Source organism: Moorena producens 3L, assembly GCF_000211815.1.
Lineage (GTDB): Bacteria > Cyanobacteriota > Cyanobacteriia > Cyanobacteriales > Coleofasciculaceae > Moorena > Moorena producens.
On the sequence record NZ_GL890815.1, the window covers coordinates 63,936 to 84,937 of the forward strand.

General features: G+C 45.7%; 18 protein-coding genes and 1 pseudogene. 5 read left to right on the forward strand and 14 right to left on the reverse strand.

The genetic code is table 11. The features are described from left to right. Positions 1 to 107: 107 nt before the first annotated feature. The 6 genes and pseudogenes from thrC to LYNGBM3L_RS39325 form a co-directional block, all read right to left on the reverse strand. Positions 108 to 1,226, reverse strand: coding sequence for a threonine synthase (thrC, locus tag LYNGBM3L_RS00255; protein ID WP_438941752.1), 1,119 nt, complete (start codon positions 1,224 to 1,226; stop codon positions 108 to 110). Positions 1,227 to 1,426: 200 nt separating this feature from the next. Continuing rightward, positions 1,427 to 2,836: a DEAD/DEAH box helicase gene (locus LYNGBM3L_RS00260; protein ID WP_008177600.1), complete on the reverse strand. Its 1,410-nt coding sequence runs from the start codon at positions 2,834 to 2,836 to the stop codon at positions 1,427 to 1,429. 497 nt (positions 2,837 to 3,333) lie between these two features. Further along, positions 3,334 to 3,537 carry a hypothetical protein gene (locus tag LYNGBM3L_RS42525; protein ID WP_154659630.1) on the reverse strand — a complete coding sequence of 68 codons (204 nt, stop codon included), beginning with the start codon at positions 3,535 to 3,537 and terminating at the stop codon, positions 3,334 to 3,336. Between the two features lie 398 nt (positions 3,538 to 3,935). Then, positions 3,936 to 5,258, reverse strand: coding sequence for a 30S ribosomal protein S12 methylthiotransferase RimO (gene rimO / locus LYNGBM3L_RS00265; protein ID WP_008177602.1), 1,323 nt, complete (start codon positions 5,256 to 5,258; stop codon positions 3,936 to 3,938). Between the two features lie 29 nt (positions 5,259 to 5,287). After that, positions 5,288 to 5,389: pseudogene (locus LYNGBM3L_RS49660) on the reverse strand (hypothetical protein); the annotation flags it as partial. A 700-nt stretch (positions 5,390 to 6,089) separates the two neighbouring features. Next, positions 6,090 to 6,530 carry a hypothetical protein gene (locus tag LYNGBM3L_RS39325; RefSeq protein WP_131827034.1) on the reverse strand — a complete coding sequence of 147 codons (441 nt, stop codon included), beginning with the start codon at positions 6,528 to 6,530 and terminating at the stop codon, positions 6,090 to 6,092. A 95-nt stretch (positions 6,531 to 6,625) separates the two neighbouring features. On the opposite strand from LYNGBM3L_RS39325, the gene btpA reads away from it, so the two are divergent. Both btpA and LYNGBM3L_RS00280 read left to right on the forward strand, forming a co-directional pair. Next, on the forward strand, positions 6,626 to 7,456 hold the full coding sequence (btpA, locus tag LYNGBM3L_RS00275) for a photosystem I biogenesis protein BtpA (protein ID WP_008177609.1): 831 nt from the start codon (positions 6,626 to 6,628) through the stop codon (positions 7,454 to 7,456). Between the two features lie 331 nt (positions 7,457 to 7,787). Further along, positions 7,788 to 8,780: a vitamin K epoxide reductase family protein gene (locus tag LYNGBM3L_RS00280; protein WP_008177610.1), complete on the forward strand. Its 993-nt coding sequence runs from the start codon at positions 7,788 to 7,790 to the stop codon at positions 8,778 to 8,780. On the opposite strand, the gene LYNGBM3L_RS35625 is transcribed toward LYNGBM3L_RS00280, so the two are convergent. Beyond that, positions 8,752 to 8,979, reverse strand: coding sequence for a hypothetical protein (locus LYNGBM3L_RS35625; protein WP_071986764.1), 228 nt, complete (start codon positions 8,977 to 8,979; stop codon positions 8,752 to 8,754). The two genes, LYNGBM3L_RS00280 and LYNGBM3L_RS35625, sit on opposite strands and share 29 nt — an antisense overlap. On the opposite strand from LYNGBM3L_RS35625, the gene LYNGBM3L_RS00285 reads away from it, so the two are divergent. Next, on the forward strand, positions 8,967 to 10,244 hold the full coding sequence (locus LYNGBM3L_RS00285) for a BaiN/RdsA family NAD(P)/FAD-dependent oxidoreductase (RefSeq protein ID WP_008177613.1): 1,278 nt from the start codon (positions 8,967 to 8,969) through the stop codon (positions 10,242 to 10,244). The genes LYNGBM3L_RS35625 and LYNGBM3L_RS00285 overlap by 13 nt on opposite strands. 271 nt (positions 10,245 to 10,515) lie before the next feature. On the opposite strand, the gene LYNGBM3L_RS00290 is transcribed toward LYNGBM3L_RS00285, so the two are convergent. Continuing rightward, a complete protein-coding gene (locus LYNGBM3L_RS00290; protein WP_008177615.1) occupies positions 10,516 to 11,355 on the reverse strand; it encodes a prephenate/arogenate dehydrogenase in 840 nt (279 codons plus the stop codon). A 58-nt stretch (positions 11,356 to 11,413) separates the two neighbouring features. Here LYNGBM3L_RS00290 and LYNGBM3L_RS00295 point away from each other — a divergent pair, with 58 nt between their 5' ends. After that, on the forward strand, positions 11,414 to 12,976 hold the full coding sequence (locus tag LYNGBM3L_RS00295; RefSeq protein WP_008177617.1) for a pentapeptide repeat-containing protein: 1,563 nt from the start codon (positions 11,414 to 11,416) through the stop codon (positions 12,974 to 12,976). Positions 12,977 to 13,375: 399 nt separating this feature from the next. Here LYNGBM3L_RS00295 and LYNGBM3L_RS00300 read toward each other — a convergent pair whose 3' ends face one another. The 3 genes from LYNGBM3L_RS00300 to LYNGBM3L_RS00310 form a co-directional block, all read right to left on the reverse strand. Next, on the reverse strand, positions 13,376 to 15,058 hold the full coding sequence (locus tag LYNGBM3L_RS00300; RefSeq protein WP_008177620.1) for a trypsin-like peptidase domain-containing protein: 1,683 nt from the start codon (positions 15,056 to 15,058) through the stop codon (positions 13,376 to 13,378). A 61-nt stretch (positions 15,059 to 15,119) separates the two neighbouring features. Next, positions 15,120 to 16,031, reverse strand: a complete 912-nt coding sequence (locus LYNGBM3L_RS00305; RefSeq protein WP_008177623.1) for a sialate O-acetylesterase — start codon at positions 16,029 to 16,031, stop codon at positions 15,120 to 15,122. 48 nt (positions 16,032 to 16,079) lie between these two features. Further along, positions 16,080 to 16,991: a sialate O-acetylesterase gene (locus LYNGBM3L_RS00310; protein ID WP_008177625.1), complete on the reverse strand. Its 912-nt coding sequence runs from the start codon at positions 16,989 to 16,991 to the stop codon at positions 16,080 to 16,082. 196 nt (positions 16,992 to 17,187) lie between these two features. On the opposite strand from LYNGBM3L_RS00310, the gene LYNGBM3L_RS00315 reads away from it, so the two are divergent. After that, positions 17,188 to 17,463 carry an HNH endonuclease gene (locus tag LYNGBM3L_RS00315; protein WP_008177627.1) on the forward strand — a complete coding sequence of 92 codons (276 nt, stop codon included), beginning with the start codon at positions 17,188 to 17,190 and terminating at the stop codon, positions 17,461 to 17,463. Positions 17,464 to 17,941: 478 nt separating this feature from the next. Here LYNGBM3L_RS00315 and LYNGBM3L_RS00320 read toward each other — a convergent pair whose 3' ends face one another. The 3 genes from LYNGBM3L_RS00320 to LYNGBM3L_RS00335 form a co-directional block, all read right to left on the reverse strand. Next, positions 17,942 to 18,358, reverse strand: a complete 417-nt coding sequence (locus tag LYNGBM3L_RS00320; RefSeq protein ID WP_008177630.1) for a helix-turn-helix domain-containing protein — start codon at positions 18,356 to 18,358, stop codon at positions 17,942 to 17,944. Positions 18,359 to 18,920: 562 nt separating this feature from the next. Continuing rightward, positions 18,921 to 20,357: a hypothetical protein gene (locus tag LYNGBM3L_RS45325; RefSeq protein WP_008177632.1), complete on the reverse strand. Its 1,437-nt coding sequence runs from the start codon at positions 20,355 to 20,357 to the stop codon at positions 18,921 to 18,923. A 68-nt stretch (positions 20,358 to 20,425) separates the two neighbouring features. Beyond that, complete coding sequence (locus LYNGBM3L_RS00335; RefSeq protein WP_008177637.1) at positions 20,426 to 20,689, reverse strand: hypothetical protein; 264 nt, start codon at positions 20,687 to 20,689, stop codon at positions 20,426 to 20,428. Between the last annotated feature and the right edge of the window lie 313 nt (positions 20,690 to 21,002).

The window sequence follows — 21,002 nt, forward strand, 5'->3', positions numbered from 1 at the left end:
AACCTAACAACCGGTTAACCTTCAACTAAATAACCTTCAACCAAATAACCTTGGCCAATAGGCCAAGCGATCGCGTTCAACCTAACCACCGAAGTTACGACCCATCCCTAACCCTCTGTTGGCTTTAACCCGATCACCTCTGCCACAGCAGCAGTTGTCGGCTCAATCCCTTCTGTCAATGGGTTGTTGCTGTGTTCGATTGCAGTATCTGGATCTTTGAGACCATTACCTGTCAGTACACAAACCACGGTTGCTCCTGTGGGTACCTGGTCTTTTACTTTCAACAAACCAGCTACTGATGTAGCGCTCGCTGGTTCACAAAAAATTCCTTCTTGGGATGCCAATAACCGATAGGCATCTAAAATTTCTTGATCGGTAACGCTATTAAATGCCCCTTTACTAGCTTCTTGGGCTGCGATCGCTTTTTCCCAGCTAGCTGGGTTGCCCACCCGAATTGCGGTTGCAATGGTTTCGGGATGCTCTAGGACTTTGCCAGCGACAATCGGAGATGCTCCAGATGCTTGAAATCCCATCATTTGGGGTAAGCGATCGCATTTCCCGTGTTCATGGTACTCGCAAAATCCCATCCAGTAGGCACAAATATTGCCAGCATTCCCCACTGGTATGCACAGCCAATCAGGAGCATCACCTAAGTTGTCCACTATTTCAAACGCAGCTGTCTTTTGACCTTCTAAGCGATAAGGATTGACGGAATTGACCAAGGTCACGGGATACTTTGATGCCATTTTCCGGACAATTTTCAAGCAGTCATCAAAATTTCCCTTAATCGCTATTACTGTTGCTCCATATACCAACGCTTGGGCTAATTTCCCCAGAGCCACATAACCATCAGGAACAATCACAAATGCCCGCATTCCCCCCCGACTAGCGTAGGCTGCTGCTGATGCCGAGGTATTTCCGGTACTAGCACAGATTACCGCCTGGTCTCCTGCTTCCTTAGCTTTTGAAATCGCCATGGTCATTCCCCGGTCTTTAAAACTACCGGTAGGATTGAGACCGTCATATTTCACCAGTACCTTTACTCCTCTGCCAATAATTTTGGCAATAGTGGGCACAGGAATTAGGGGAGTATTACCTTCGAGTAAGGTTACCACTGGTGTGGAGTCAGTGACTGGCAAATAAGGACGGTAAGCCTCAACTAAGCCAGGCCAGTTGAGTGAAGTAGAAATGCCACCACTCACAGTAGACGAATCAGAAACAGACAGACTTGAAGCCACGTTTGGTTAGGGAAGTATTAAGGGTGAAGTATCAAGTGTGAAGTGTGAAGTATGAAGCATGAAGCATGAAGCATGAAGGTTATGAGATGTCAACCCTTCCATTGATTTTTATTGCTTACTCAGCAACTGGTATATTTTGCTACTTCATCCAATACGCCTTCATCCTTTACACTTCATCTTTGTCTATCTTATCTTGACTGATTCTGAATCACAGGCTTTCTGGGTTTTTCTGTGCGATGGCGTTTATCTGTGTTAAGCCGCAGTTTGGGACGTTCCACCATTCGTTCTTCGAGATCGTCACTAATGGGGGGTTGAGTTTTGTCATAGAACAATTGCAATGCTGCCGCTGCGATCGCATGAGCATCATATTCTTCTTCCAACTCCCGTACAACTGGCAAGAAAGAAGCCATCCGTTCCCCTGATAAAGCTTCCCGTAACTCTGCCTGCAGTCTTTCTAAGCGCCGGGTCTCAATTTGTGAGCGGGTCGGAATCCGGGTAACTTCCAACCGTTGCCGCACCTTGCGCTCAATCTGGTAGAGTTTACGGCGTTCAAAAGGTTGAATCAGGGTAATTGCTGTTCCTGTCTTACCAGCACGACCGGTACGACCAATGCGGTGAATGTAGCTTTCTACTTGATCTGGCAGGTCAAAATTGATCACGTGGGTGAGATGATCCACATCTAGACCACGGGCAGCAATATCGGTTGCTACTACCCAACGCACTTGATTTTTCCGGAACCGATACAATAACCGCTCCCGCTGACTCTGACTCAAATCACCGTGGTACTCATCCACACTGTGACCAGCCGCTTGTAATTGGTTCGTTAGTTCAGCAGCAGCTTTTCGTGTCCGCACAAAAATGATTGAAGCTTCTGGGTCTTCCAGTTCCAGAATCGGATGGAGAGCCCTGATTTTGGAGCAGCCACGGGGTACCATGTAAACTCGCTGTTCAATGCGCGCTGGTGCTGCTTTCGATTGCTGAACTTTAACAGTGACGGGGGATTTCAGGAACTTGCTGACTAGCTCCTGAATTGGCCGGGGCATGGTTGCTGAGAAGCAAGTAGTCTGACGCTCTTCGGGAGTCTGTTGGAGGATTTTCTTAACATCATCGATAAAGCCCATGCTTAACATTTCATCGGCTTCATCAAGTACCACCCAGCTCAGGTTTTCCAGCTTAAGGTCTCCCCGGTCTAGCAAGTCAATCACCCGTCCGGGAGTTCCTACCACAATCTGAGCGCCTTTGTACAGCATCCGAATTTGCCGCTCAATGGACTGACCACCGCAGACGGTTAGTATATGCAATCGACGGTCCTCACTGAAGTCCCGAATCGCTTGGTTAACTTGCTGGGCTAACTCTCGGGTTGGGGTTAGAATTAAGGCTTGTACGGTTCGCTTGTCCAAGTCAATGCGATCTAGCATTGGTAGGGAAAACGCTGCTGTTTTGCCAGTACCGGTTTGAGACATACCGAGTACATCATGGCCATTGAGCAGTTCAGGAATAGCTTGGGCTTGGATAGTAGTAGGTGTAGTGAAGCCGATTTTTTCGAGTTGGCTTACACAAGATTCAGACAATCCCAGGCTTTGGAAAGAAACGGTCATAAGTTATTTTTCGATTTTTCGTTGGTTAGTTGTGGTTTTTTTTCTGGTAAGTCAGAAAGTTAAGTTAGTAGTTGAACGTGTCAGGAAACATTGTCATGGCTATAAAGACAGTGAGCCATCAAGTTTGACTCACCATGGCTTTTGCCTTGAGACACCTATGATGAGATTACATGAGTAGAAAGCGGTTTAGTTTCCACCCATTTGGTGTTGATAGGCATCAACTCCGCGCGTTGCACCTTGTCTTGATGCAGTCGCGCTTTGGGTTAACCCCCCTCAGGTCGGTAATGGTGCGTTTGACCTTGGCGAATTAAATTCGCCACGGGTCGCACCTCTGCATGGCTGTCACCATCAGCTGGGGTCTGTTGCGACCTATTTAGTGTGCCTAAAAGCTTGAGAGTAGGTTCATCCCACAAGAACACGTCTTACAGACGCAATGGTTAATGCCCTAGACACAGTGTCTTGATGCAATAGCGAGTGGGGGAAACCACGGCAGTCGCTCATGGGGGGAACCCCCAAGACCGCGCTGCCTCCCCAAGACCGTAATGGTGCGCTTTCCGTTGGCGAATTAAATTCGCCACGGGTCGCACCTCTGCATCGCTTGTCAGGTTGAGGGTGGCTCCTTGTCTTGATGCAATAGCGAGTGGGGGAAACCACGGCAGTCGCTCATGGGGGGAACCCCCAAGACCGCGCTGCCTCCCCAAGACCGTAATGGTGCGTTTGACCTTGGCGAATTAAATTCGCCACGGGTCGCACCTCTGCATCGCTAGCTAGGTATTGCCCGTTGGATTCGGGTGGGGTAAATCATCCCAAATTTGACCCTCAAAGCTGAATTGATGCACCGCTCAGCTAGTTTTTACCCCCTAAGCAGGTCTTTTAAGTGTGCCGTTTACTGTGCCGTTTAGTCTGCCGTTTAGTCTGCCATTACTATGGGCGACAGAACTATGGGCGACAGACACCGGCTTTTCACAAGGCTAGACACCTTGTCTACAGCTCCATAATCTAAAAGACCTTGGATCAGGTCTGGTTCAGGATTGACCAGATTACTTCCCCTAGTGGTGGAGTGTTTAATTCCAGCCCCTAGTTAAAGCCTGTAGCTTTTTTAAGGAGGTAGTACTACAGAACCATACAAGTCGTAGACATCACTATCAGTAATTTCTACTGATACTATGGTTCCTAAAGAGGCATCACCTTGAACGTAGACCAATCCATCCACCTCAGGAGCAAACCTGGCACTACGACCAATTAATTCACCCGTTAAGGGATTTTCTTGTTCTATGAGAACATCAACTATCTTGCCCAGACAGTTTTGATTTTTTTTTAAGGAAATCGGTTGCTGAACTGCCATCAGGGCATCCCGTCTGGCATCCATCACCCCTTGGGGCAACTGATTAGGCAATTTGTATGCTGCTGTTCCCTCCTCCGCAGAAAAGGTAAACACTCCAACATGGTCACATTCATGATGCTGGACAAATTCCAGCAAGTGTTCAAAGTGCTGCTCTGTCTCGCCGGGAAACCCGACAATAAAGGTGGTTCGCAACACTGCATCAGGAAGTGCAGTTTTGAGTTGCTTGATGATAGCGTCATTTACTCGTCCCTGCCAAGGACGGTTCATGGAGCGGAGGATTTCTGGATGGGAGTGCTGTAGAGGCAAATCGAGATAAGGAAGAACATTATGAGTTTCCTGAATGGCTTTAATGACGGATGGGGTTAAACCGGTGGGATAGGCGTAGTGGATCCGAATCCAGGGGATGTCTACTTCACCTAATGCTCTCAACAGTTCTGCCAGTTTTGGTTCACTGTATATGTCTAAACCATAGTTGGTGGTGATTTGCGAAATTAAAATCAGCTCTTGAACCCCTTGAGATGCCAACTGCTCGGCTTCCGCAACAATGGATTCTATGGTACGCGATCGCTGCTTTCCCCGGAGGTGCGGAATGATACAGAAGGAACAGCGGTAATCACACCCTTCTGCCACCCGCAGGTAAGCAACCCCTTCAGAAGTTGTTCGGTAGCGTGGCGTTGTTTCGTCAGCAATGTAGCTTGGTTCAGTAGAAACCTCTTGAACGCGATCGCCTGTTTCTACTCTTTGGATTACATCTACTATTTTATGGTAGTCCCCGGTTCCCACCACTGCCACTGCCTCAGGCAACTCTTCCAGTAGTTGGCTTTGGAAGTGTTGAGCCATACAGCCGGTGATCACAATTTTTTGATTAGCTTCCGCCAGTTCTACCAGCGTCCGGACTGATTCTCGCCGCGCTTCTTCTATAAAACTACAGGTATTTACAATAACATAGTCAGCTAATTCTTCATTGGCATCAACCTGGTATCCTGCCTGAACCAGCAGACCCAGCATATGTTCGGTATCAATGCGATTTTTCTCGCAGCCCAAGTGAGATATTGCTACAGTTGGCTTTTTGCCCATTCATTCATCATCTTATATTGTACTACAGCTTAGTCACATAACCTACTGCCCAATAGCCGCACCTTACACCATTGATTGAGCTTGGTGTGATTGAGCTTGGTGTGATTGAGCTTGGTGTGATTGAGCTTGGTGTGATTGAGCTTAGTGTGATTGAGCTTGGTGTGATTGAGCTTGGTGTGATTGAGTTTGGTGTGTCAGTGATGTGCTCAACTCCTAATCTGCTCTCCTAATTTACTAGTACTGATGTTCCATGTTGATTTCACTATCAAAACCTATACACTAATTGTAAATTAAATTTTATTAAAATATTCAAAAAAAAATTAGGAAATCTAAAAATATTCCCCACAGCCAATCATGCCATCGTCGGGATCGTGACTCCAACAGACCCCCGTTGGTAATATTCCTCTATGGGGGAGCGGGGGAGCGCTACTACAGTTATTAAATCGAGTAGTGCTGATCTCGGCTGTTAAGCAATTGCGGTCGGAAAGCTCAAAGTTGACAGGACAAAGGTTAGTAAACAGCTAGAGAAAATGTTGCAGAGTCTACCAAAAACTCTTATTATTTGTTAGAATTGAATTAGGGTAACACCGACAGGGATTATTATGTAACTTAAATTAAAGCCGAAAACCAAGGGTTTAATAGTTGCGCTCTCGACCTACGGTGGAACCAAATTTTTTGGAATTTTTATGGCGCTCGCGGGATATTCCGTCAGAGAAGCGCGGAGATACCCCCTGGATGTGAAAGCATCTTGCATTGGCGGGCTAGGGTCTATCTTGGTAGACTTTGGTAGCTAAAAAGTATCGGTACAATCTACTGGTAATATATATAATCCTATTTTACCTTTGACCTAGAATAAGTACGCATCAAAAACAGATGCAGTAGTTTTACGGCTAACCTCTCTCTTGGTGCGCGTTCCCTTGGCGAGGGAACCTCGCGCCTTGTCTTGATGCAAAGCGCGAGTGGGGGTTCCCCCCAAGACCGCGCTACCTCGCTGCATCGCTGTCGCACCGCTGTTAACCTAGCACCACTAGAAATGGTCTTCAGGAATTTTGGTGCTTGCTTTGGGGATAGCACTGACCGATACAATTGGTTTGAGCGACTGGTTTTAGCAACCGGTCGAACTAAATCCCAGGTTTGATCAAAAGAGTAAGCACCATAGCTTTTCTCTTGGTGCGCGTTCGGTGTGGGCGTTGAACCTCGCGCCTTGTCGCACCGCACCATTAATGCCAGTGGTAGACCGATGCCAGAAACGGCATCCGACCCTACTCTCAATTCCCAAGTTTTCTACAGGGGGCGCTGGTCCGCTCTATCTGTACCTTTTCCTCCCCGCTCCCTGATGAGATGGGGCTTCCAAACATCCCAGGATTGTGAACTTAGAGCAAATTTTCCAGACACCGAATCCAATCATAGGAGTTGTGCATTTGCTGCCACTCCCTACTTCCCCGCGCTGGGGCGGTAGCCTGCAAGCTGTGATTGACCGAGCCGAGCAAGAGGTCACCGCCTTAGGCTCTGGTGGAGTGGATGGGGTGATTGTTGAGAATTTTTTCGACGCCCCATTTACCAAAAACCAGGTCGATCCAGCAGTAGTCAGTACCATGACGATCATAGTCCAGCGACTGATGAACCTGGTTCCCATACCAATAGGGATCAATATTTTACGCAATGATGCTCATAGTGCTTTGGCAATTGCTACTTGTGTAGGGGCTAAATTTATCCGCGTTAATGTTCTGACTGGGATTATGGCAACAGATCAGGGCTTAATTGAGGGACAGGCTCATACACTCTTGCGCTACCGTCGGGCACTGGGTAGTGATGTTAAGATTCTTGCTGATGTTCTGGTTAAACATGGACAACCTTTGGAATCACCGAATATCACCATAGCTGTACAAGAAACTATAGAGCGGGGGTTAGCTGATGGTGTGATTCTATCTGGCTGGGGAACCGGTACTCCTACTAATCCCCAAGACCTGGTGTTAGCCTCGGCGGCGGCTAAGGGCAAACCAGTGTTTATTGGCAGTGGCGCTAATTGGGAAAATATTTCCACCCTGATGCAATATGCTGATGGGGTAATTGTTTCTAGTTCCCTCAAGCGTCGTGGACAAATTGATCAACCTATTGACCCGATTCGGGTCAGTCAATTTGTGGAAGCAGTACGCAGTAGTGTGTCTGCTAAACAAGAACAAAAACCAATTGTTTGACCGTTGAAGGTTGAAGGTTGGCCGGTTGAAGGTTGGCCGGTTGAAGGTTGGCCGGTTGAAGGTTGGCCGGTTGAAGGTTGTTCGCCCTAGGCGTTCCCTTAGGGTAGGTTGTCTGTCAGAATGCAGAATGTAGAATGCAGAATGTAGAATTCTAAATTCTAAATTCTACATTCTAAATTAAAAAATGTTGTTGGCCCTTGGCGTTCCCCTAGGGTAGGTTCAAGGTTGAGCATCAACAGTATCTCACCTTGGTTTCTGTCTATTGGTTGTTTGACTTGATAACGTAGTAGTTAGAACTTTCAAGCAACCCCTATTCCTAATTATCTAGATTATGAGTGTGAGTCGCAGGCGTTCTGCCCCCTGGATTTATCGTTGGTCCCGTCAGCTGATTGCTGCGATCGCTGTCGTGGGTGCCCTGTTAACTGCTTATCTGACTGTGGTTAAACTGACAGGTGGTACTGCAGTTTGCAGCGCGGGTGCAGGTAATGCTTCTAGCTGTAATGATGTCCTTTCCAGCCCTTATGCTAGTATATTTGGTCAGCCACTAACCTTGTTTGGCTTCCTGGCATACACCAGTATGGCTACATTTGCCTTGGCTCCGTTGTTAGTCAAGGGAGACCCAAAGAAGGGACTTCGCTCAAAACTAGAAAATTGGACTTGGTTATTGCTGTTGGCAGGTGCAGCAGCTATGACAGTTTTCAGTAGCTACTTGATGTACTTGCTAGCGTTTGAGATCCAAGCAGTATGTCTATACTGCATCAGTTCAGCATTATTTGCCATTAGCCTGCTAGTCCTAACCCTTGTGGGTCGCAGTTGGGAAGATATTGGTCAAATTTTCTTTATCGGTATGATCGTGGGCATGATCACCTTGGTGGGTACCTTAGGAGTTTATGCTAATGTTGGAGAATCCGTGGCCACATCAGCAGACAATGGTGGTCCAATTCCCACAGCCTCTGGTGCGCCAAACGCAGCTATTGGTGGCTGGAAAGTTACCACAACCTCTGGTCAATCAGAAATTGATCTGGCGCGTCATTTGACTGAGGTTGGTGCTAAGAAATACGGAGCTTACTGGTGTCCACACTGCTATGAGCAGAAGCAACTGTTTGGAAAACAGGCATTCTCTCAAATAGATTATATAGAGTGTGCTCGTGATGGCAAAAATGCTCAGACAGAAGCCTGTATCGCTGCTGGAATTCAATCCTATCCTACTTGGCAAATTAATGGCGAATTACTCCCTGGTGTCCAAACTCTAGAAGAATTGGCTAATGTCACTGACTATCAAGGCTCAAGGGACTTTAAGTACTATTTGCCAGGACGATCCTAGGATTTGAAGGCAAAAGGTAAAGAGATGGAAGTATGGGGAAATGGGGAGATGGGGAGATGGGGAGATTTTGATTAAGGGTAATTATCGGTTCTGATAGTAATAAGGTAAACCAGATTTTTTCCCTGTTTCCAATTCCCGATTCCCGATTCCCGATTCCCGATTCCCGATTCCCGATTCCCGATTCCCTTGGATAATTCACAAAATCTCAATGTCGTAGTCATTGGTGGTGGAGCCGCTGGTTTTTTTGGGGCAATTACCTGTGCAACGACTCATCCCCATACCAATGTCACTCTGCTAGAAGCCTCACGCCATCCATTATCGAAGGTGCGCATCTCTGGTGGTGGACGCTGTAATGTTACTCATGCTTGCTTTGACCCAGCCCAGTTGGTGCAAGCTTACCCGAGGGGAAGCAAAGCATTGCGAGGAGCTTACACTCGCTTTCAACCGAAGGATACCATTGCTTGGTTTGGGGCTCACGGTGTTGAGCTGAAAACTGAGACGGATGGCAGGATGTTTCCGATTACTGATAGTTCTGAAACTATTGTTGATTGTCTCTTACAAGTGGCTAAGAGGGCAGGGGTGACGATTCGCACTAGTAATCCCGTTAAGTGGATCTCTCGGCAATCTTCCCAACACCCGACTCCTGACACCCCACACCAGACCCCAGGAGGATTTGAAATTGGGTTGAGGAATGGTGAGACTATAAAATGCGATCGCGTTTTGATTGCTACTGGTAGCAATCCCCTAGGCTACCGTTGGGCAAAAGCCTTAGGTCATACCATCGAAACCCCGGTTCCTTCTCTATTCACCTTTAATATCCCAGACTCTCGTTTACAGGATTTAGCTGGGGTGAGTGTTAAACAGGTCTGCCTCAAATTACCCGATGCTGGTAAAACTTTGAAGGAACAAACGGGACCATTGCTAATTACCCACTGGGGTTTAAGTGGTCCAGCGGTACTCAAGCTTTCTGCTTGGGGGGCGAGAGTGTTGCACGAACACCATTATCAAATGCCGTTGTTGGTCAATTGGCTTCCTGATTACAACCCAGACCGATTGCGTAAATTACTCCTCGATGTTAAATCCCAGTTACCTCGACGCTTCATTACTACTAGTTGTCCTATTCCTATCCCAAAGCGCCTTTGGGTGAGCTTAGTGACTAGTGTGGGAGTGGGAGCACAAAACCGTTGGGCTGAGTTATCGAAAAAAACCGTACATCAGTTAGTTCAAGAACTGACTCAAGGACGCTATTTGATTCAAGGTAAAGGAGTTTTTAAGGAAGAGTTTGTTACTTGTGGTGGTGTTAGTCTCAAACAGGTTAATTTCAAGACTATGGAAAGCCGCCAATGTCCAGGTCTTTACTTTGCTGGGGAAATTCTCGATATTGATGGAATTACCGGGGGATTTAATTTTCAGAGTGCTTGGACAACGGGTTGGTTGGGAGGTCAAGGGATTGGAAATAGTTAGGAACGAAAAGTTTGTACAACAGTTAATTGATTTGCGGTATCACTAAATTTAGAGAGCATACGCAAACCACCACTAATGTTTTGTAATGTGAGAGCTAACCTTAATCAGCGTTCTTCCAAATTCTGAACTTCTGTATTTCTATGTTATTATTACCACGGATAAATATAACATAGCAGTCAAAATATCTCCATTCCTTCTCCCAGAACTCAACCACTGAGGTTATTGTTGGTGCGATCGCTTTTTAATTACCTCAATAACAAACTAAACAAACTCAGGAAACAAATTTTTTCCGCGCTACGTGAGTAGTTTCAAAGATTGTTTCCAGACTCGACCAATCTTCCTGTTCAATCACCTCAATTATCTGGTCAAGGCGATCGCGATACCCTACAAGCGTACGCATTATCGACTCCTGATTGTAACGAGCCATCATTACTCGCAGTTCTGGATTACCACCCCCCACACGGCTAGTATCACGAAAACCAGAACTAGCTAACTGTTGGGCTAACCTCAAAACCACTGGGTCAGTCTCCTGCATACAAGCATCAATCAAACTCCCACTCACCATCACCGGTAGATGAGAAATCCATGCTACCGCTTGGTCATGGTTTTCCGGGCTTGTGATGTAAACCAATGACTTAAGCGATCGCACAATCTCCTCCACCTTCTCAAGTGCTGGTTGTGGTGTTGTCTCAATCGGGGTCAGTACATAAGGGTTTCCTACAAATAGATTCGACACCGCAGCTTCCACACCACTGTATTCCCTTCCTGACATCGGATGACCACCTACAAAATTTTCCCACAGGGGAGCTATTTCTCTAACCACTGGCATTTTGACCGAACCAATATCAGTGATTACGGTATCCTTGTAAAGATAGTTGACTAAATGCTTGACAGTAGAGGCGATCGCGGCTATTGGGGTGCAAATAAACACAACCTCTGCTGTGGCTAGGATACTTAAGTCAATACTCGCATCATCAACAATGCCGTGATCAAGTGCGAATCGACAGGTTTTTGGTTGACGAGAGACTCCCAAGACCTGATGACCTTGTGCTCTCAAGTCCAATCCCAGGGACCCACCCATCAATCCCAGTCCTACAATACCAATTTTCATTATCTCTCACCCAGATTGAGCCTATGCCATGATAAATATTAATTTTTGTTAGATTGTAATGAATGTCAGGGAAATTATCCAACAATATGCAGCAGGGGTAAGAGATTTTACAGCTGCGGATCTTACGGAACTGAACCTAAGCGGCGCTACTCTTAGTGGTGCCGACTTGAGTGAAGCTAACCTGAGTATAACTAACTTAAGTGGTGCTAACTTGAGCGGCACAAACCTCCGCCGAGCCAACTTAAACATTGCTAGACTCAGTGGTGCCAATCTCTATAAAGCCAAGTTAACACAAGCAAAGCTCAATGTCGCAAATTTGATTCGGGCTGATTTAAGAGGTGCCCAACTGATTCAGGCATCACTGATTCGTGCTGAGATGGTTCGTGGTTCCCTAAGTGGAGCAAATCTAACTGGGGCAAACCTCTCTGGTGCTGATTTACGAGAAGCCACCCTCAGACAAGCCAATCTCAGCCGCGCTACCTTCAATGAAGCCAATCTAGGGGGGGCAACCCTTAGTCAAGCCAATTTGAAGGGAGCGCACTTAAACGGAACAAATCTGCACAAAGCCGATTTCAGTGGTAGCAATCTCAAAGGGGTTGAAATCAGACAAGGAAATCTCACCTGTGCCAATTTTAGGGGAGCTGATCTCAGTGGGGCAAATCTACGCTGGGCTGATTTAAGTGGAGCAAACCTCAGTTGGGCTGATCTGAGCAACGCTAAATTAAGTGGAGCTACCTTAGTTGGGGCTGATTTGAGCAATGCCAATTTAGTTAATACCAGTTTAGTACACGCTGATCTTAGTAAGGCCAGGCTGATTAAAGCCAATTGGATTGGAGCGGATTTGACTGGTGCTACCCTGACTGGGGCAAAACTATATGCTGTTTCCCGGTTTGGTCTCAAAACCGAAGGACTGATCTGTGAATGGGTTGACTTAAGTCCCGATGGTGATCAAAGTCAAATTATCCATCTGTCTTCCGAAGCTGCCAAAACCTTTTTCAACGAGACCCTCCCAACAGTAAAGATTATCGTTGATACACCATTAGACCTCAAAGGGAATTTGGCTTTAGCCTCGATTTATAATCAGATAGCCAATGTTTCTGAAGTCCTCAATCAACCGCCCAGCATTGAGGTGGGTGTCCGCAGAACAACCATTACCTTTACGAGCAACAACGCTGACTTATTCATTATCGCTTACTTGGCCATTGTCCCCTTCAAAGATGGAGGTCAAACTCATCGCAATATTGTGACCCTATTAAATAGCCTACCCTCACGATCAATATACACTTTAAGTAATCAAAACAAACAGCAAATCAATAAATTAATTACAAATATTTGCCAAGCTATTGAGCAGATTAAACCAATTAAAACCGTTAAGTTAGCACCAGAAATTAAATCATCGGCTAACTTTTTTATTGCTCCGACTCAGACAATTATTACTAACTCTAGAGACTACTCATTAAGTATTTATTCTAATCAAGATTTTGGGAAGTATCTGATGAATCAATCAAGCTGGAGCGAGCAATCTGAAGACACTACAACACCATCAAGACCAGTATCAACCCTGCCTCCAGTGAGCCAAATTGTTGAATTTATTAAAGCCTGGGATTATTTGACCGGTTAATGGTGTAGACAACACCTAAATCTATTATAGCAATTTTTTATAGCAATTATCAGCAACGTTTGAGCGACATTGCTTATCCTTTTAAGGCAATAGGCAATAGGCAATAGGCAATAGTCAAGAGGGTTTTAAGGGAATCAGCGTCAAAAAAGACTCTACTTCATAAGTGCGATCAACCCTATCAATTAACAGAACCCAATTTTAACCAGATATCTAGCAATCCGTGTAGGAATTGTGATAATTTTTGTTCCCTACTCCCTACTCCCTACTCCCTGCTCCCTGTTCCCAGATCCGCTGTTCCCTTTGCTATCAATTACTGCTTTAGGAGTGCGTTCGCGTTCGCCTTTGGCGTGGCCTACGGCCAAGCGTCGGCTTTGCCGAATCGCTTATCTTGAACTCAGGTTAATTAGATATTTGCTTGCTCCAAATTCTAATCTGCTGATCCCAACCACCACTAACTAGGGTTTGACCATCCTGGCTCAAAGCAACAGCAACAACATAGCCCGAATGACCATTTAAGGTGCTTTTCAACTGAGCGCTCCTCATATCCCACAACTTAATGGTCTTATCCCAACTACCGCTAATCAGGGTGCTTCCATCTCTAGTCATCGTTACTGACCACACCCCATCTGTGTGACCCGTCAAGGTCCTAGTCAATTTACCAGTGTTAAGATTCCACAAGCGAATCGTGCCGTCTCCTCCACCACTGGCTAAAGTCTTCCCATCCAGACTAATCGCTACAGACGACACCGATCGAGAATGTCCCTTGAAGATACGCACTAACTTACCTGTAGCTAGATTCCACAGCCGAATAGTTGTATCTTGAGAACCACTGACTAAGGTTTTGCCATCAGGAGAGATTTCAACAGAATTCACCGAACCTAAATGTCCGGTAAGGGTATGCAACAGTTTACCCTTAGGCAGCTGCCAAATCTTAATAGTGTTGTCCCAGCTACCACTAACTAAGGTTTTGCTATCGCCACTGAAGGCTAAAGTCGCCACTGTATCTTGATGTCCAGTCAGGGTACTTAAAGGTTTACCCGTGTTAAGATTCCAGGTCTTGATCATACGGTCATCACCGCCACTGACTAAAGTTTGACCATCCGGACTAATCGCCACAGCATTCACTGCACCACCGTGACCTCGCCAGGTACGAATTAATTGACCAGTGGACAGATTCCACAGGGAGATAGTGCCATCACTATGACCACTAGCGGCCATCAATTTTTGTACTGATTTTTGTATTGATCTCCCTTGAGCAACGGTGCCAATCGCCACAGAACTCACTGAGCCAGTCCCTACTTTGAGAGTATTCGTCAACTTGTAGAAAACTGTTCCGGTCTTGGCAGACGCAGCTGTAGGAGAAACACCGACTTGAGGAGTCTTTACAGGAGTTGGCAGTTTCAGCTGAGAGCGCCAGGTTAAATAGGTGTCAATGCTAATCCCAGATGCCACAATTGTGTCAGAATCGCCCACTAATCTGACCATACCATTAATGCCAATTACCCGCCCCTGATCGTCTAATACTGGTCCACCACTCATCCCAATTCTCACCAAATTGGTATAACTCAGAGCATATCCCCTAGGAAGTTTAGAACTAGCATCCGTGAGCAGTCCTTCGCTATTAATAAACCGCCGTTGTTGAGAAGCACCTCCAGAACGGGGCCATCCAGCCACATAAACCCTTTGACCTGCACTGATTTGCTGGGAATTCCCTAACCTAGCCACTGGGTAGTTAGAGGTGCTAGTGAAAGGTAAGATCGCTAAATCTACCCCTGGCATCCGTCTGATGTAGCGGGAGTCTACAGGATAACGATTGCCATCAGGGGTTTGAATCCTGTAGATGCCAGCTTTTTGTAGCACATGAGCACTGGTCAGGATATAATATATATTTGCTTGGCGTTCAACAATTATCCCACTCCCTCCCTGTTTTGGGCCATCAATCCGGACAGTAATCTGTTGCGCAATATTTTTAGCAGCTGGTGTTGATATCACCACTGTGGGAATTGCGGCAATGATGGCGATGCTCCCAATTAAAAACCCTGGAACTAAAAACCCTGGAACTGTTTTAGATAAGATGTTCATCAAGCTTGACCGGAATCAATGGCTACGTCTCCTCTAGTTTTCCCTGTCTTGATATACCCTTTTATCTTTGAACAAGTTTCCAAAATGCTTTAGCAAATCGTTTTCCAACAATCAAATAACTTTCCGTTGTTAAGTGGACATAGTCTTGCAAAGCCAAGTCATCTGTAGTAATCATCCTCGTAGCTGGTAACTGGACTGTTTCCTGTTGCGCTTTCACGGTTTCCCAGTTCGGGAGCTTTTCTGGATCAGTAGTGGTGCCAATTTGAGCAAAAACTACTGGTAACTCAGGTTTCCCTAAGTCTTGACGGAAATCTTTTACCAAGGTAACAAATTTATCAGCCCACTGATTGGGGAAAAACGTTATCTCATCGTCTTGAGAAGGCTTTTGAGCATCTTTTTCCCCTTGAAAGAAAAGTATACCGGTGATTTCTCCCATCACAGAAGCAGCACCTACTCGCTTTAAGCAAGAGCCATAAAGGGTATCCTCACTCAGGCTTCTTTGCCACTGTTGAATGGCAGTGCCAGACTTGGCACAAGGAATCAAACCGATGATTAGCTCAGGATTGTATTTCAATAATTCAGTAGCAAACGCCATCCCCGGACCTACCCCAGCTGACTTATCTTCCGAGACTTTATCAACTTGTCCACTTGGTGAATCAATCGGTTCTTTGCCTAGATGCCAGCGGTAATCGTTTCCAAAGACAAAAACGTTGGGGTGAGTAACGGAACTAGCAGGTGTTAGCTTACCTGTTCCGGACATATTCGACTGTCCTGCCAAAATAAACAGGGACATCTTGCCTTGAAAATCTGGTGGAATCACATTGATTTCCCGAGACTCAGATTTCCGCTTAACTAAGAAGCGACTAATAATACCGTAGCGTCTGATCAACTTACCGACTGGATAATACTTCTGGAGAATAATACCAAGAAAAAGACCGATAGCTAGAACGAAAATAACTGTCCAGGTTTCCATTAATTAATTGATGCCATAATCCTCGAATAGTAAATTCAAAACATGATGTCACTGATCAGTAAGTTTCCAAAACGCTTTAGCAAATCTTTTTCCAAGAATCAAATAACTTTCCGTTGTCAAGTGGACATGGTCTTGCAAAGCCAAGTCATCTGTGGTAATCATCCCAGTAGCTGGTAACTGGACTGTTTCCTGTTGCGCTTTCACGGTTTCCCAGTTCGGGAGCTTTTCTGGATCAGTAGTGGTGCCAATTTGAGCAAAAACTACTGGTAACTCAGGTTTCCCTAGGTCTTGACGGAAATCTTTTACTAACCTAACAAATTTATCAGCCCACTGATTAGGGAAGAATCTTCGACTTGGGTAGGCTTGAGGATTAAGGGCATCACTTTCTCCCTGAAAGAATAGTAAACCTTGAATTTCTCCCATTGGTGAAGCAGCATAGGCTCGCTTTAAGCAAGAGCCATACAAAGTATCTTCACTTAGATTTTTTTGCCACTGTTGAATAGTAGTGTCCCATTTAGCACAGGGAATTAAACCAACAATCAGCTCAGGATCGTATTTGAGCAATTCAGTAGCAAATGCTATACCTGGACTGACTCCAGCTGACTTATCTTCCGAGACGTGATCAACTTGTCCACTTGGTGAATCAATCGGTTCTTTGCCTAGATGCCAGCGGTAATCGTTTCCAAAGACAAAAACTCTGGGGTGAGTAATGGAACTAGCAGGTGTCAGCTTACCACTTCCTGACATATTCGACTGTCCTGCCAAAATAAATAAGGAGATATTGCCTTGAAAATTGGCAGGAACTGGTTTGCTTTGATTATCCTTAATGGTAGAAGTGCTGAGGATACCGTAGCGTCTGAACAACTGGTCTACTTGAGCAGACTTTTGTAGTATAATACCTAAAAAAGCACCGATAAGTATACCGATAACTAGATAGGAAATTATTGACCAAGCTTTCATGATATAGCATTTTTATTTGAGATGTTAAACACTTAGGATTTTACAGTTCTCGTAGTAATGAGGTCTACAGGATTTTTTCCTTATTCCGAAGTTCCCTAGTCTGACTTTACTACTCCCTACTCCCTACTCCCTACTCCCTACTCCCTACTCCCTAAGACTTTGGAGCTCACCAAACTAATAATTGCTATCATTATCAATGACTTGTGAACTTTGTGGAAGAGATGTAGAGCGATTGACAGTTCATCACTTGATTCCTAGACAAAACACTAAGCGAAAAAAGATGAAACCTGGTCCAACGATTACTATTTGCCCTGCTTGTCATCGACAAATACATGCTTTATTCCCAAATACTCGTTTAGCTCTGGAATTGAATACCTGTGAAGCTTTGAAAAATGACCCTCAGATGCAGAAGTTTTTAGCCTGGGTCAGAAAGCAAAAGCCTGATAAGCGGGTGAGGGTTCATCGTTCTTAAGCGTTCGCGTAGCTTGACCAAAGGTCAATCGCATAAGCGCGTTTGTATCTGGGTTGTAAACACACGTATTCCATAAAAAGGCAAAAGGCAAGAGGAATCCCCCCTAACCCCCCTTAGTAAGATACTGCTGGCGAATTTAACATTTAGAAATATCAGCCTGAAGACAGCAGTCTTTATAGCCCCCCAACCCCCAATTCTGGGGGAGCATGAACTTAAAGTTACCCATCTGCTACCCTTGTGTAAACAAATATTAATTTCGCCAACGGTATCTAGTAAGGGGGGCAGGCAAGAGGGGAAAGATATACGGAGTTTTATTGGATAAAAAAATACCTCTTAGGTTTACATCTCAAATAAAAATGCTATACCTGCCATTTTTATGAAAATGATCAAAAAAATCGCTTTTTACTCTTGGTCGATGTGATTCAAACCTCGCTGGTTCATGCTTTCAAGCTGCTTGTCACCCCGTGAAAGTCTTGGCTCAGATAACTTGAAAATCCGAGATAGTCTCAATCCACACCCTTGCGCCACAATGTAACGGATTATCAGGGCGATACATCACCCGACAAGGGCCATTGACTTCTACCGTATGACCGTAAATGTTTTTAGAGCCTCGTTTTACCGTAATCACTGGATTGCGTTCCCCGGTGTTGTGATTTTGGCGAATGACTTTCTGATTAACGTGGATCACAGCCTTCGTGTAATTTGTACGCTTTGACCAATTCCGCTTTGGTCCACGAGTGCCAGGGGTGACCACTGGCATGCCATCAAACAGAGGAATCACCCAAGTTCTACCCACCTTATACGCTCCTTTGACTCTGCCCTTGCCCAGAAGGAAACGAACCCGAGTGGCAGAAACACCCAGTAATTCAGCGGCTTGTGCGGTAGAAATCATCATGAGGCAATAACCATTGCTTTAACGATACTATTATTATAACCACATTTTGGAGAAGATTCAAGGGATTAGAAAAACTATTGCATTTTCGCAAGGAGCTGGAGTGGGTGGAGTAGGTTAAGTGAGCTAAATATGTGGTGTGGGCGCTTTGAAACTATTGCATTGTCGCCATCTTAAGGAGTATCGGGGGAAGGATGGGTGGAGTGCTAGCAATAGGAGTAGTAGACTAAATAGGAGTAATGGGTTTAGTGGGTGCTGTAAAACTATTGCATTGTGGTAACAAAAAGTAGCCGGAGTGGGTGTAGTGGGTTAAGCGAGTTTAATCGGTGGTGTAGGTGTTGTAAAACTATTGCATTGTCGCCATCTCAATCAGGATCGGGCGCGGGGAGATGGGGGAAATGGGGAGACGAAATTGATCTCTAGCTGTAATTTACAGAATTGGTATAACTACAAATCAGATTTGAAACTACCCCCTGCTTCAGTCATTAATCGTAGTGGGCAGTAGGGTGGGCAGTGCCTAGGCTGTTGAGTTTGAATCCCTTATGCCGATAAAAGTTCATGCAGTTTATATGTCAATTTTTGTAGTCTGAAAAATAGCCCGACGCTTGGCCAAGGGAGATTCTCCAAAGTGCTGTCGATACCAATGTTGGACATCACAGAAGGAAACTGTTTCCATGGCAGTTTTAACAAGTTCAGAGGTCAACTGGGTGGTGAGCAGAGGCAGTGTCAAGAGTAAATGCCCCATATGCTTCAGGGATGACCTTTGGGAAAACAGTTTATATTTACCAAACACAGACTCGATGAGATCAGAAGAGGCAAGTAGGGGCTGATTAGGAGGCAATGCTGTGGTTTCATGGTCAATATAGGCAATTAACTTGGCCAAAAAGTCCTCTAATCGTTTCGATAAGGTTAAATCAGCTGTTTGTTTGATAAAGTCTGTTTTCGAGTGTTGGTTAAACCCTTGATGCTTAAGCTGGTATTGGAGGGTGCGCACTAAGAAAAGCATCTGGTTGAAGGGTTCGAGGGCCTCCTGATAGTCCGACACCCAACCCAATTTTTCCTCAAAGTACCGTCTACCGAGGTCAGCGGTTTGGCAAATTAAGGAACCAACGTCACAGAAAACTGCCTCTGAAAGACACCCTTTGAGGGCTTCAATAAAGGCTTTCTGGTCAGGAAATGGCTTTTGTTTAAGGGGTTTTAAGGCCGCATTGACCTCAGTAGTCAACTGCTCACTCAAGGTTTTTAAGGCACTCGAATCTAAGCAGTAGCCAGGATTGACCCTTGAGAAATCCTGCTGCTTCTGATAGGCCAATACGAGTTTGGCCCACTTCAATAAGGTGTCAATATTGAAGTATCGAGCTTTGGATCGTTGTGCGGGTGGTCTTAAAAAAGATAATCGACTCTGCTGCAACTGTTGACGAGTACGGGTACACCGACTGACAAAGCGCTGATAGATTGGATCGAGCTCTAACTCACCTTTGAGTAATCGGGCACTTTGATGAGTCACATCATAGGTCACCTGCACAGAAGGATGAGCTTGATGGTATAAGCGAATGCCCTTATAGAGATCACTGCCTTGGTCTGAGACAAGCTGTAAGGGGACCCCGACCTGGTCACCAACCGCTTCGAGGATGGGGTAGATCAAGTCTCCTTTAGTGCTCTTCATGACCTTTAACGCTAGTAGTGACAAGTCCTGATAGCACAATTTCCCAGCTGATTGCTCGACGATTTGCTTCCACCGAGCTTGGCTGATTCCTAACACTACTAAGCATTTGTGAGCCCCTAATTCCAGGGTAAGATCGGCAATGTATAGCCAGTCGTGACGATACTCGCACGGACGCTGTAGCAAGTATAGTCCCATCCGCAATACCCATTGCCGAATACTACTATAACTCGGTAAAATTTGACCGATGAACCGACTCAATAGGGCAAAATTTTTCGAGGCTCCCCGGAAACTGCTTAAACTTTCAACCACAAACGAGATGGCTAAGCTAATCGTCAATGCTCCATAATGGTGGCTGGCTAACAGGGTGCCTTGGGTTTCAACGATCCCAACGGTGGCAGAGCCGCCTAAGGACGGGGGGGGACTGCTGTCTGATCAGACAGGGGGCTAAGCGATGGGGATGAGGTCTGTTGACGATACCCTCGCACTTCCTTTTCCGCTATCTGGGCTCGTCGTTTCCACAGGGCTCGACTTTTCTCTAAGTCCCGAATCCGGATTTCTTGTGCTCGCAATTTCTTTTGCTTCTCACTCGCTCTTTGCTTCCAACGATCACGGCTTTGCTTAAATAAATTGGCCAGACGCTCAATTGAGCTTTTGTATCCTTGTATCATGGGCAGATCCTGGCAACCTCTTCACACAGATTATGCATGAACTCATCCCATCAATCAAGTCCTAGAGTGAACAGCCTAGGCAGTGCCTACCAAAGCGCTTTGCAAGCTTGATTATCTGTCTGGTGCACTGCCCACCCGACATGAACCAAGCAGTAGGGTGGGCAGTGCCTACCAAAGCGCTTTGCAAGCTTGATTATCTGTCTGGTGCACTGCCCACCCGACATGAACCAAGCAGTAGGGTGGGCAGTGCCTACCAAAGCGCTTTGCAAGCTTGATTATCTGTCTGGTGCACTGCCCACCCGACATAACCAAG

Excerpts from the sequence above, each read along its gene's own strand:
- LYNGBM3L_RS00260 (WP_008177600.1), bottom strand. The coding sequence starts at position 2,836 with ATGACCGTTTCTTTCCAAAGCCTGGGATTGTCTGAATCTTGTGTAAGC.
- LYNGBM3L_RS00305 (WP_008177623.1), bottom strand. The coding sequence starts at position 16,031 with ATGGAAACCTGGACAGTTATTTTCGTTCTAGCTATCGGTCTTTTTCTT.
- LYNGBM3L_RS00310 (WP_008177625.1), bottom strand. The coding sequence starts at position 16,991 with ATGAAAGCTTGGTCAATAATTTCCTATCTAGTTATCGGTATACTTATC.
- LYNGBM3L_RS00320 (WP_008177630.1), bottom strand. The coding sequence starts at position 18,358 with ATGATGATTTCTACCGCACAAGCCGCTGAATTACTGGGTGTTTCTGCC.
- LYNGBM3L_RS00300 (WP_008177620.1), bottom strand. The coding sequence starts at position 15,058 with ATGAACATCTTATCTAAAACAGTTCCAGGGTTTTTAGTTCCAGGGTTT.
- LYNGBM3L_RS00290 (WP_008177615.1), bottom strand. The coding sequence starts at position 11,355 with ATGAAAATTGGTATTGTAGGACTGGGATTGATGGGTGGGTCCCTGGGA.
- LYNGBM3L_RS00295 (WP_008177617.1), top strand. The coding sequence starts at position 11,414 with ATGAATGTCAGGGAAATTATCCAACAATATGCAGCAGGGGTAAGAGAT.
- LYNGBM3L_RS00335 (WP_008177637.1), bottom strand. The coding sequence starts at position 20,689 with ATGATACAAGGATACAAAAGCTCAATTGAGCGTCTGGCCAATTTATTT.
- LYNGBM3L_RS00280 (WP_008177610.1), top strand. The coding sequence starts at position 7,788 with ATGAGTGTGAGTCGCAGGCGTTCTGCCCCCTGGATTTATCGTTGGTCC.
- rimO (WP_008177602.1), bottom strand. The coding sequence starts at position 5,258 with ATGGGCAAAAAGCCAACTGTAGCAATATCTCACTTGGGCTGCGAGAAA.
- LYNGBM3L_RS00315 (WP_008177627.1), top strand. The coding sequence starts at position 17,188 with ATGACTTGTGAACTTTGTGGAAGAGATGTAGAGCGATTGACAGTTCAT.